Annotated in this window: 10 protein-coding genes; 3 read left to right on the top strand and 7 right to left on the bottom strand. The window is 71.6% G+C overall.

Going from position 1 to position 11941, the window contains the following annotated elements; translation table 11 throughout:
• Positions 1 to 15: 15 nt before the first annotated feature.
• Complete coding sequence (gene glnA, locus AC3RKB_RS17665) at positions 16 to 1440, bottom strand: type I glutamate--ammonia ligase (RefSeq protein ID WP_491437609.1); 1425 nt, start codon at positions 1438 to 1440, stop codon at positions 16 to 18.
• A gap of 138 nt (positions 1441 to 1578) precedes the next feature.
• Between glnA and AC3RKB_RS17660 the strand changes: the two genes are divergently transcribed.
• Positions 1579 to 2016, top strand: a complete 438-nt coding sequence (locus AC3RKB_RS17660; RefSeq protein WP_491437607.1) for an RDD family protein — start codon at positions 1579 to 1581, stop codon at positions 2014 to 2016.
• A gap of 94 nt (positions 2017 to 2110) precedes the next feature.
• Here AC3RKB_RS17660 and AC3RKB_RS17655 read toward each other — a convergent pair whose 3' ends face one another.
• From AC3RKB_RS17655 to lipB, 3 genes are all read right to left on the bottom strand, one after another.
• A complete protein-coding gene (locus AC3RKB_RS17655; RefSeq protein WP_491437606.1) occupies positions 2111 to 2833 on the bottom strand; it encodes a DUF4191 domain-containing protein in 723 nt (240 codons plus the stop codon).
• Between the two features lie 73 nt (positions 2834 to 2906).
• Positions 2907 to 3896, bottom strand: coding sequence for a lipoyl synthase (gene lipA, locus AC3RKB_RS17650; RefSeq protein ID WP_491437604.1), 990 nt, complete (start codon positions 3894 to 3896; stop codon positions 2907 to 2909).
• Positions 3893 to 4540: a lipoyl(octanoyl) transferase LipB gene (lipB, locus tag AC3RKB_RS17645; RefSeq protein WP_491437603.1), complete on the bottom strand. Its 648-nt coding sequence runs from the start codon at positions 4538 to 4540 to the stop codon at positions 3893 to 3895. Before lipB ends, lipA begins: the two co-directional genes overlap by 4 nt.
• Positions 4541 to 4652: 112 nt before the next feature.
• Between lipB and AC3RKB_RS17640 the strand changes: the two genes are divergently transcribed.
• Entirely contained in the window at positions 4653 to 6242 is a 1590-nt protein-coding gene (locus AC3RKB_RS17640) for a serine/threonine-protein kinase (RefSeq protein WP_491437601.1), read from the top strand.
• Here AC3RKB_RS17640 and sucB read toward each other — a convergent pair.
• The 3 genes from sucB to AC3RKB_RS17625 form a co-directional block, all read right to left on the bottom strand.
• A complete protein-coding gene (sucB, locus tag AC3RKB_RS17635; protein WP_491437600.1) occupies positions 6239 to 7759 on the bottom strand; it encodes a 2-oxoglutarate dehydrogenase, E2 component, dihydrolipoamide succinyltransferase in 1521 nt (506 codons plus the stop codon). The two genes, AC3RKB_RS17640 and sucB, sit on opposite strands and share 4 nt — an antisense overlap.
• Before the next feature lie 65 nt (positions 7760 to 7824).
• Complete coding sequence (gene lpdA / locus AC3RKB_RS17630; protein WP_491437598.1) at positions 7825 to 9198, bottom strand: dihydrolipoyl dehydrogenase; 1374 nt, start codon at positions 9196 to 9198, stop codon at positions 7825 to 7827.
• 93 nt (positions 9199 to 9291) lie between these two features.
• Positions 9292 to 10764, bottom strand: a complete 1473-nt coding sequence (locus AC3RKB_RS17625; RefSeq protein ID WP_491437597.1) for a leucyl aminopeptidase — start codon at positions 10762 to 10764, stop codon at positions 9292 to 9294.
• 87 nt (positions 10765 to 10851) lie between these two features.
• Here AC3RKB_RS17625 and AC3RKB_RS17620 point away from each other — a divergent pair, with 87 nt between their 5' ends.
• The gene (locus AC3RKB_RS17620) at positions 10852 to 11769 is read left to right on the top strand and encodes a proteasome assembly chaperone family protein (RefSeq protein ID WP_491437595.1); all 918 of its coding nucleotides are present in this window, start codon (positions 10852 to 10854) and stop codon (positions 11767 to 11769) included.
• Positions 11770 to 11941: the final 172 nt, after the last annotated feature.

Raw genomic sequence — 11941 nt, 5'->3', positions numbered from 1 at the left:
GATGGGGGAGAGAGTCTAGACGCCGTAGTACAGCTCGAACTCGAACGGGTGGGGACGCTGGGCCAGCGGCTTCAGCTCCTTCTCGCGCTTGTAGTCGATCCAGGTCTCGATGAGCTCACGGGTGAACACGCCGCCCTCGAGGAGGAACTCGTGGTCGGCCTCGAGCGCGTCGAGCACGGCGTCGAGCGAGCCCGGCACCTGGGGGATCGTCTTGGCCTCCTCGGGCGGCAGCTCGTAGAGGTCCTTGTCGACGGGCTCGTGCGGCTCGATGCGGTTCTTGATGCCGTCGAGGCCGGCCATGAGCTGCGCGGCGAAGGCGAGGTACGGGTTGCCCGAGGCATCCGGCGCACGGAACTCGATGCGCTTGGCCTTGGGGTTCGTGCCCGTGATCGGGATGCGGATGGCCGCCGAGCGGTTGCCCGCCGAGTAGACCAGGTTGACGGGGGCCTCGAAGCCCGGCACGAGGCGGTGGTACGAGTTCACCGTCGGGTTCGTGAAGGCGAGCAGCGCCGGAGCGTGCTTGAGGATGCCGCCGATGTACCAGCGTGCGATGTCGGACAGGCCGCCGTAGCCGGCCTCGTCGTAGAACAGGGGCTTGCCCTCGTTCCAGAGCGACTGGTGCGTGTGCATGCCCGAGCCGTTGTCGCCGAAGAGCGGCTTCGGCATGAACGTGGCGGTCTTGCCCCACTGGTCGGCGGTGTTCTTGACGATGTACTTGAACTTCAGGATGTCGTCGGCCGCGTGCACCATCGTGTCGAAGCGGTAGTTGATCTCGGCCTGGCCGCCGGTGCCCACCTCGTGGTGCGCGCGCTCGAGGATGAGACCGGCCTCGATGAGCTTCAGCGAGATGTCGTCGCGCAGGTCGGCCTGCTTGTCGACGGGGGAGACCGGGAAGTAGCCGCCCTTGTAGGGCGTCTTGTTGCCGAGGTTGCCGCCCTCTTCGACGCGGCCCGAGTTCCAGGCGCCCTCCTCGGAGTCCACCGAGTAGAAGCTCGCGTTCTGCGTCACCTGGTAGCGGACGTCGTCGAAGATGTAGAACTCGGCCTCGGGGGCGAAGTACGCGGTGTCGGCGATGCCGGTCGAGGCGAGGTACTTCTCGGCCTTCTTGGCGACCTGGCGCGGGTCCTTGGCGTAGATCTCGCCGTTGCGCGGGTTGTAGATGTCGAAGACCATGATCAGCGTCCGCTCGGCGCGGAACGGGTCGATGTAGGCCGTCGAGACGTCGGGGATGAGCTGCATGTCGGACTCGTGGATCGACGCGAAGCCGCGGATCGACGAGCCGTCGAAGAGCTGGCCGACGGTGAAGAAGTCCTCGTCGACGGTGGAGGCCGGGATGTTGAAGTGCTGCTGCACACCCGGGAGGTCGGTGAAACGGATGTCGAGGAACTTGACGTCCGTCTCCTTGATGAACTTGAGGACTTCGGAAGAATCACTGAACATGTGACGGTGCTCCAAGGGCGGGTAGAGGGCGCGGACGCAGTCGTTCGACCGAGTGCGACGCTACGCGGGCGGAGTTTCCCGACCGTGACGCGAATGTTTCCACCGTGTTACACGATCGGCCATCGGTAGAATCGTCCGGTGCCCGACCCCGCCCCCGCGCCCGCCTCAGGCGACATCCCGCCCAGCCGTTATCCCGGGGAACGCCTCGGCCTTCCCGAGGAGGGCGTCGGCTCCGTCGCACGCGTCGGGCGGCGCATCGTCGCCCTGTTCGCCGACTGGGCGATCGCGAACGTGATCGCCCTGCTCGCCGGTCCGTACGCATCGCCGGCGCAGTCGTGGACGACGCTCGGGGTGTTCGCGCTCATGCAGGTCCTGTTCATTCCCACGATCGGCGGCAGCATCGGCCATCGGATCCTCGGCCTGCGCGTGGTCGCGATGCGCGGCGGATGGGTCGGTCCCTGGCGGCCCGTCGTCCGGACCCTCCTGCTCATCGTCGTCGTGCCCGCGCTCGTGTGGGACTCCGACCAGCGCGGCTTCCACGACAAGGTCGCCGGAACGGTGCTCATCCGGCGCTGAGCCGCCGCGCGGCATCCGCCCCGGATCTCACGGCCGGAGACGACCGCGGCACCCGTTCGAGGTGAACGGATGCCGCGGGGGAGTCGTGATCGGGTCAGCGCATCTTGCCGCGCTGCGGGCGGACCTTCATGGGGTCGATGCCCTTCGGGATCGGCAGCGGCGCCTGGAGCGAGTTCAGGCGATTGCTCACCGCCAGGACCTCGGGCTTGGTCAGCGACTTCTTGGTCTTGCGCAGCGTCGCAGGGAGCCGGTAGAGCTCGACCGAGCCCTCCTCATGGCCGACCGAGAGGGTCGTCACGGGCACGTTCGGGAGCACGCGGCTCACCTTGCGCTTCTCGTCCTCGAGCATGCGGTCGGTCCGCGAGCGCGGACCCTCGCTGATCAGCACGACACCGCCGCGGCCGACCGCCCGGTAGATGGCATCCTGCGTCTTTCCGTTCACGGCGATGGGCATCTCGTTGCCGACCCATCCGCCGCGCAGCCCGCTGCGGAGGACCGCGCCGACCGCGCCGGGCTGGCCGTCGATCTGGGAGTACGCCGCGCGCTCGGCCCGGCGACCGAGGATCACGAGGGCGATCAACAGGCCCGCGAGCACGCCCGAGACGATCCAGAGCGCGATGGTGAAGCCGTTGCCCTCGCTCAGCCAGAGGGCGAGCGCGAGACCCACCAGGACGGGCAGCAGGAAGCCGAGGAGCATGAGCCACTGGGCGCTCGGGTCGTAGCGGCGGGTCATCTGGAAGACCTGCCACATCTGCTTCATGCGGCCGGGCTCCTTGGGGGGCTTGGGAGCGGACCCGGCGTCCTTGGTTCGTGCCATGCGACAAGGATACCGGCGGAGGACGGGCCGTCCGACCGCGTCAGGACGCTCGGACGGCCCGTCTCCGCGCGCGTCAGCCCACGGCCTGGGCGAATCCCAGCGACTCGTCGGCGAGGTGCGCGAGCTCGGGGGGCAGCGGCCGACCCTTCGCCCGCATGGACTGGGCCCAGAGACGCCCGGCGCGGTACGAGGAGCGGACCAGCGGTCCCGCGAGGACGCCCAGGAACCCGATCTCCTCGGCCTCGGCCTTGAGCTCGACGAACTCCTCGGGCCGCACCCAGCGCGCGACCGGCAGGTGCCGCGGGCTCGGCCGCAGGTACTGCGTGATGGTGATGATGTCGGTGCCCGCATCGTGCAGGTCGCGGAGCGCCTGCGAGACCTCGGCGCGCTCCTCGCCCATGCCGAGGATCAGGTTCGACTTGGTGATCAGCCCCGCGTCACGACCCTGCGTGATCACGTCGAGCGATCGCTCGTACCGGAACGCCGGGCGGATGCGCTTGAAGATCCGCGGCACCGTCTCGACGTTGTGCGCGAACACCTCGGGTCGCGCCGAGAAGACCTCGCCGAGCAGCTCGGGGTTCCCCGAGAAGTCGGGGATGAGGATCTCGACGCCGGTTCCCGGCGACTGGGCGTGGATCTGCCGGATCGTCTCGGCGTACAGCCACGCACCCTCGTCGGGCAGGTCGTCGCGCGCGACGCCCGTCACGGTCGAGTAGCGCAGTTGCATGCGGACGACCGACTCGGCGACGCGGCGCGGCTCGTCGATGTCGTAATCGGCCGGCTTGCCGGTGTCGATCTGGCAGAAGTCGCACCGGCGCGTGCACTGCGAGCCGCCGATGAGGAAGGTCGCCTCGCGGTCCTCCCAGCACTCGTAGATGTTCGGGCAGCCGGCCTCCTGGCAGACCGTGTGCAGCTCCTCGGACTTCACGAGCTGCTGCAGCTGCCGGTACTCCGGGCCCATCCGCGCGCGGGTCTTGATCCACTCGGGCTTGCGCTCGATGGGCGTCTGGGCGTTGCGGACCTCGAGGCGCAGCATCCGCCGCCCCGCCGGATCGGCGCTCACGCCGCGACCCCCGCGACCGGGGCGAACTCCGCGTCCAGTCGCGCCTGCACGGCCTCCACGACGTCGGCCGGGTCGACCGTGCGGCCGAGCACGCGCGACATCGTGGTGACCCCGGCGTCGCGGATGCCGCAGGCCACGATCTTCTCGTACGGGGCGAGCGAGTTCGAGCAGTTGAGGGCGAACCCGTGCATGGTCACGCCCTCGGCGACGCGGATGCCGATCGCGGCGATCTTCTCCTCGAGGCCGTCGCCGAGGATCCAGACGCCGGAGCGGCCGTCGACCCGTCGGCCGTCGATGCCGCACCCCTGGAGGACGTCGATCAGGACCCCCTCCAGTCGGCGGACGTAGCCGACCACGTCGATCGGCTCGGCGAGGCGCAGGATCGGGTAGCCGACGAGCTGCCCCGGACCGTGCCAGGTGATCTTGCCGCCGCGGTCGACGTCGACGACGGGCGTGCCGTCGGTCGGTCGCTCGTCGGGGGCGGTCCGCTTGCCGGCCGTATAGACCGGATCGTGTTCGAGGAGGATGACGGTGTCCGGTCGTTCACCGGAGACCACCGCCTGATGGACGGCGCGCTGGAGGGAGAGGCCCTCGCTGTACGGCACGGAGTTGGCGCTTAGCCCCGCGACGACGTAGTCGAGCATGCGAACCAGTCTAGGTCGCCTCCACTCCTCCACAGGCGACGGCGGCGGATGGCTCGCCACACCCTCCCCGCATCGACCCCCGAGGCGCCGCCGCGGGGGCGAGCCTGAGGGCATGCCCCGTTTCCGAATCCGCCCCGGCACCACCGCGGTCGGGGCCGAGCATCCGGTCGCCTCGACCCGTGCCGAGGCCGGCGCCGCCGTCGAGTCGGCACTGGCCGGGTATCGTCTCCTCCGGCGGCTCGCCGAAGGAGACCGTGCCGACGTCTACCTCGCCGCGATCGACCGCGGCGAGGTCGAGCCTGCGCCGGGTGAACCGACCGCGGCGGCCGACTCGCTCGTGGTCATGCGCGTGTACGGGCCCGGCACCGACGACGACGCGATCGCGACCGAGATCGCGTCGATGCAGCACGACGGCTCGGGACCCACTCCCGCACTGCTCGACGTCGCCACGCTGGCCGACGGTCGCGCCTGCCTGATCGTCGAGCGCGTGAGCGGCCCGTCGCTCGCCGGCCTCCTCGCGGGCAGCGATCTCCTTCCCGGCCAGGCGGTCACCGCCCTCGCGCCGGTCGTCATGGCGGTGCGATCACTGGCCGAACTCGGACTGGTGCATACCCGGCTCGCCGCGGCCGACGTCCTCGTCGACGAGACCGGGCGCCCGCGGCTCATCGGGCTCGGCGCGCTCGCCCGGCTCGACGCCGCCGCGACGACGGCCGAGCGTGTCGGCCTGCTCCGCGGCGGGCATGCGGCACTCCTCCGGTTGATCGACGACGTCGTCGCGTCGACCCGTGAGGCGCGCGGGTTCGCCGACGTCGCCGGGATCGCGCGGCGGGCCCTCGAGGCGCGGCCGTTCACTCCCGTCGAGCTCGAGCTCGAGCGGGCGCTGTTCGCCGCGGCCGACCCGCTGCCGCTTCCCGGGGTGCCGACGGAGGTCCGCCTGCGCGGGGTGCCCTCCCGCGCCACGCCGATCGCACGGGTTCCCGCCGATGCGCCTCCCGCGATCGTCGCGCACGACGGCGGGCGTCAGGTCCGCCATCGCGAGCTGACCCGGCTCGCCGAACTCGCGCAGCTTCCCGGCGACGCGGCGGAGGACCTGGCCGCCTCCCTCGATCGCGACCCGCGGGCCGCACTGGCGCGCCGTGCGGCCGGGTGGGCCCGGCAGCGCCGTGGAGCGCTCCTGACCGGCGGCCTCGTGGGCGCCGGCGCGCTCGTCGCACTGCTCACCATGGTTCCACCGTCCGCCGCCGGCGTGCGCGCCGAGCCAGGGCCCGACGTCTCCGCAACGGAGGCGTCGGCCGAGGTCGATGGGACCGCCGACGGCATCGCACCCGCCGATGGGGTCGCGACTGCCGCGCCTCCCGAACCGTCGGAGGAGGCGCCGCCGGTCGGATCGGCGGACGATCCGGTCGCGGCGGCGGCGGCCCTGCTCGAGATCCGGGCGACCTGCCTCGTCTCCGCCGACGTCGACTGTCTCAGGGCGGTCGAGCAGCCGGGATCGGCGATCGAGGTGCGCGACCGGGCCGCGATCGACTCCGGCGCGACGATCGGACAATCCGATGCCGACCTCGACGCGATCACGCTCGTCGCCGACCTCGGCGACGCGGTCGTCCTCTCCGTGCCAAGCGTCGGCGGCGAACGCGAACCGACCTCGCTCCTGCTGGTGCGGAGCGAGGCCGGTTGGCGCTTGCGCGAGTGGTTCGACTAGAGGCCGAGGTCGCCCTCGAAGTCGCCCTCCTCGAGACGGGCCTTGACCGCGGTGAGGAACCGAGCGGCGTCGGCTCCGTCGATGATGCGGTGGTCGTACGAGAGCGCCAGGTAGACCATCGAGCGGATCGCGATGGCGTCCGACCCGTCCTCGGAGATCACCACGGGCCGCTTCACGACGACGCCGGTGCCGAGGATCGCCGTCTGCGGCAGGAACACCACAGGTGTGTCGAACAGCGCGCCGCGCGAACCCGTGTTGGTCAGCGTGAACGTGCCGCCGGCGAGCTCGTCGGGCTTGAGCTGGTTGTTCCGGGTGCGGTCGGCGAGATCGGCGATCTGCTGCGCGAGGCCGGCGATGTCGAGCTCGCCGGCATCGCGGACGACCGGCGTGAGCAGGCCGCGCTCGGTGTCGACCGCGATGCTCAGGTTCTCGCGCTCGGGGTAGACGATCGACTCGCCGTCGACCGTCGAGTTGATGATCGGGTAGGCGCGGAGCGCCTCGACCGCGGCGAGCGCGAAGAACGGCAGGAACGAGAGCTTCGTACCCGTCTTCTCCTGGAAGGCGCCCTTCACGCGGTCGCGCAGGCGCGCCACGCGAGTGACGTCGACCTCGACCACCGAGGTGAGCTGTGCCGTCGACTGCATCGAGACGACCGCGCGCTCGGCGACGACCTTGCGCAGGCGCGTCATCGGCTGGGTCGTGCCGCGCAGCGGCGAGGTCTCGAGCGGCTGGCGCGCGGGCTTCGCCTCGGCCGCGGCAGCGGCCGGGGCGGGGGTGCCCGCGGAGAGGACGTCCTGCTTGCGGATGCGACCGCCGACACCCGTGCCCTGGACGGACGCGAGGTCGACGCCCTGCTCGTTCGCGAGCTTCCGGACGATCGGCGTGACGTAGCCCGACGTTCCGGCGTGCGCTCCGCCGGCCGCCGGAGCCTCGGCCGCGGGAGCGGCAGGCGCTGCCGGGGCAGCAGCGGGTGCCGGGGCAGGAGCGGGAGCCGCCTGGGCGACGGGCGCCGCCTCAGGGGCCGGAGCCGGAGCAGGAGCCGCCTGCGGTGCCGGCGCTGCCTGGGGTGCCGGAGCCGGAGCCGGAGCGGGTGCCTCGGGTGCCGGCGCAGGAGCGGGCGCGGGCGCCTCGGCAGCGGGAGCCGGGGCGGCCTCGGGCGCCGGTGCCGCCTCGGGAGCCGGAGCCGGTGCCGGCGCCTCCTGCGGGCCGGCCTCGGCGGCAGGGGCCGGAGCAGCCTCAGCTGCAGGCGCCTCGGCGGCCGGAGCCGCGCCGGCGCCGGAACCGTCGCCGATCGTCACGAGCGGCGTGCCCACCTCGACGGTCTCGTCCTCCTGGACGAGGATCGACTCGATGACCCCCGCCACCGGCGACGGGATCTCGGTGTCGACCTTGTCGGTCGAGACCTCGAGCAGCGGCTCGTCGACCTCGACACGGTCGCCCACGTTCTTCAGCCAGCGGGTGACCGTGCCCTCCGTGACACTCTCGCCGAGTGCCGGGAGGCTGACGGATTCGCTCATGCGCTTGTCTCCTTCACAGCGTTACGCGTTCTAGCTTATTGCAGTCGGATTTCGGCGGGACGGGCTCAGAGCGCGTGGAGCGGCTTGCCCGCGAGCTTGAGGAACGCCTCGCCGAGCGCCTCGTTCTGGGTCGGGTGCGCGTGGATGAGGGGCGCGATGTCCTCGGGGTAGGCCTCCCAGTTCACCGCGAGCTGGGCCTCTCCGATGAGCTCGCCGACGCGAGCGCCGATCATGTGCACGCCCACCACGGGGCCGTCCTCGACCCGGACGACCTTGATGATCCCGCTGGTCTCGAGGATGTGGCTCTTGCCGTTGCCCGCCAGGTTGTACTCGTACGCCGAGACCTTGTCGGCGCCGAACTTCTCGGCGGCCTTCGCCTCGCTGTAGCCGATCGAGGCGACCTCGGGCTCGCAGTAGGTGACCTTGGGGATGTTGACGTCGTCGACGACGATCGGGTTCAGGCCCGCGATCTCTTCTGCGACGAAGATGCCCTGCTGGAAGCCGCGGTGCGCGAGCTGCAGGCCGGGGACGATGTCGCCGACCGCGTACACGCCGGGCACGCTGGTCTGCAGGCGCTCGTTCGTGATGACGAAGCCGCGGTCGACGGTGACCCCGGCCTCCTCGTACCCGAGGCCCTGGGTGACCGGACCGCGCCCGACGGCGACGAGCAGGAGCTCGGCGTCGACCGTGTCGCCGTTCTCGAGCGTGATGACGACGCCGTCCTCGTGCTGGGTGACGCCCTGGAAGCGGACGCCGAGCTTGTACTCGATGCCGCGCTTGCGGAACGCGCGCTCGAGGTGCTTGGAGATCGTCTCCTCCTCGTTCGGCACGAGGTGGGGGAGCGCCTCGATGATCGTGACGTCGGCGCCGAAGGACTTCCAGACGCTCGCGAACTCGACGCCGATGACGCCGCCGCCGAGGATCGCGACCTTCTGCGGGACGAAGTCGAGCTCGAGGGCCTGCTCGCTCGTGATCACGCGGCCGCCGATCTCGAGGCCGGGCAGCGAGCGCGAGTACGAACCCGTGGCGAGCACGACGTTCGTGCCGACCAGGCGCTGGTCGCCGACCTGCACGGCGTTCGCGCCGACCAGCCGGCCCTCGCCCTCGACGACCGTGATGCCGCGCGCCTTGACGAGGCCCTGCAGGCCCTTGAACTTGCTCGCGACGATGCTCTCGCGGTACTTCGTCACCGCGGGGACGTCGATGCCCTCGAACGTCGAGCGCACGCCGAACTTCGCCGACTCGCGGGAGTTGTCGGCCACCTCGGCGGCGTGGAGCAGCGCCTTCGTCGGGATGCATCCGCGGTGCAGGCACGTGCCGCCGAGCTTGTCCTTCTCGACGAGTGCCACGCTGAGGCCGAGCTGGACGGCACGCAGCGCCGCCGCGTACCCTCCGCTGCCGCCTCCGAGGACGACGAGGTCAAAGTTCTGCTCGGACAAACGGATCTCCCTTGCGCATCGGATCAGCGGCACGAACTGCGTCGGCTCGTGGCCGGGCAGGCCCTCGGGCGACGATCGCCCCAGACGACTGTACTACCTGGCGGCGAGCTGCTCGCCCAGCCGGACGAGCGTGCGGACGGCCGCTCCCGTGGCCCCCGATCCGGTGAATCCCCACGGCGCGCCGCTGTTGAACGACGGGCCCGCGATGTCGAGGTGGGCCCACGGAATCCGCGGCGCGTCCTCGCCCTCGCGGCGCCCGACGAACTGCTGCAGGAAGACGCCGGCGAGGAGCATTCCCGGCACCACGGTGCCGAGCTTCGTGTTGGCGAGGTCGGCGACGTCGGACTTCAGCAGCGACTTGAGGTCGCCGGGCAGGGGCATCGGCCAGACCGGCTCGCCCGCGTCATCCGCCGCCCTGCGCACGTCGGCGACGAGATCGTCGTCGCCCATGAGGCCCGATATGCGGTTGCCGAGGGCCACGACCTGTGCGCCGGTGAGCGTGGCGACGTCGATGATCGCGTCGGGCTGCTCCTCGCTCGCCGCCGCGAGCGCGTCGGCCATGACCAGGCGTCCCTCGGCGTCGGTGTTCAGCACCTCCACGGTCGTTCCGCCCTTCATGCGGAGCACGTCGTTCGGTCGCACCGCGTGCCCGGACGGCATGTTCTCGGCGAGGCAGAGCCAGCCGGTGACCCGCACCGGCACCTGCAGGTCGGCGAGCGCGACGATCGCCGAGAGCACCGCCGCCGCGCCGGCCATGTCGGACTTCATGCCGACCATCGAGGCACCGGGCTTCAGCGAGAGCCCGCCCGAGTCGAACGTGATGCCCTTGCCGACGAGGGCGAGGTGCACGGATGCCGCGTCGGGGGCGTACTCGAGGCGGACGAGCCTCGGCGGGCGGGACGATCCGCTGCCGACCGACAGGATGCCCGTGAACCCCTCGGCGGCGAGGGCGTGCTCGTCGAGCACCCGGACGGACACGCCCGCGGCCGACGCCGCCTCGGCTGCGAGCTCGGCGAGCACCGAGGGCGGGAGGTCGTTGGGTGCCCTGTTCACGAGGTCCTTGGTGCGCGCGACGGCCGCCACGACCGAGCGGATGCGGTCGAGCCGGACGGCGTCGGCGTCGTGGCCGGTGTGCAGGGTGATGCGCTCCGGACCGGTCGGCCCCTCGCGGTACTCGGTGAAGGCGTACGCGCCGAGCGCCGCACCCTCCAGGAGCGCACCCGCGTCCGTGGCATCCTCGACCGGCACGGCGACGGCGATCGAGGTCGCCGACGCGAGGCCGCGCACCGCCGCGCCGGCCGCGAGACGCAGCGCCGCGGCATCCGCCGACTCGCCGACCCCGGCGACGACGACGATCCGCCCGGATCCACCGGGCTCCACGAGACGCGTGACCTCGTCGACCGAACCCTTGGCGCCGAGCGCCGAGAGGGCCGCCGTCGCCCACTCGAATCCGGCCGGCGCGAAGAGTTCGGGGCCGTCGCCGGTGCGCCGTGCGGCGAGGACGACGGCGTCGGCGTCGGAGTCGATGGCGGGGGAGTCGGCGAGGGCGATCGTGGGAACGGACATGCGTTCGATGCTAGGTGTTCGCTCTCGGCATCATGGCGCGGTGCCGCTGCCGGCAGCCCGGGCGCGGGGCGTCAGTACCCTTGAGGTATGCGCGATCCCCGCTCCCTTTACGAGCTGAACGCCGACGTCGTGGTGCCGCCGGGGCTGCCCCTCGTCGCGGGCCTCACGGGGTTCGCCGATGCCGGCGGAGCGGTGGCGCAGACCACCCAGTACCTGCTCGACACGCTCGAGACCACGGTCGTCGCGACCTTCGACGCCGACGAGCTCCTCGACTACCGGGCGCGTCGCCCCATCATCCTCTTCGACGGCGACCATCTCACCGACTACCGGCCGCCGCGGCTTTCCCTCGACCTCGCGCGCGACGAGCTGGGCCAGCCGTTCCTCCTGCTCACCGGCTTCGAACCCGACTTCCAGTGGGAGCGGTTCGGCGCAGCGGTGCTCGGCCTCATCGAGCGGTTCGAGATCGGTTCGACGACGTGGATCAACTCGATCCCGATGCCCGTCCCGCACACGCGCCCCATCGGCGTGACGGTGAGCGGCAACCGCGACGACCTGATCGAGGCCATGTCGGTGTGGAAGCCGACGACGCAGGTGCCGGCCAACGCGCTCCACCTCGTCGAGTACCGGCTCCAAGCGCAGGGGCACCCGACCACCGGCTTCGTCCTGTTGGTACCGCACTACCTCTCCGACGCGGAGTGGCCCTCGGCGGCCGTCGCGGCGCTCGAGGCCGTGAGCGCTTCGACGGGGCGGATCTTCCCGACCGACGCGCTGCGGGAGCAGGGGCGCGAGTTCACCGCCCGCATCGACGAGCAGGTCGCCGAGAACGGCGAGCTCGCCAAGCTGGTGCACGCCCTCGAGGAGCGTCACGACGCCTATATGGAGGGCACGACCGTCCGCTCGCCGCTGACCGACGAGGACGGCGAGGTGCCCTCGGCCGACGAGATCGCCGCCGAGCTCGAGAAGTTCCTGGCCCACCGCCGCAACCGGGACGACGACTCGGCCTGAACCGCCGATCCGCACGCTCGCCGGGGGAATGCGCACCCGGCCGCCGGCGTTGTGGTCAGAGACGGGTGCGACGCGCCCCGGATCCGGCGGTGTCGCGGGACGGTCGACGCGCGCAGCCCTGTATAATAGGGGGAAGGACCCGTTCTGGTCCGCGGTGCGGCGCTTGCCGCAC

The sequence above is a fragment of the Agromyces capsici genome (genome assembly GCF_058349965.1).
The sequence above is the reverse complement of the archived record's forward strand: the minus strand, read 5'-3'. Positions and strand labels throughout refer to the sequence as shown.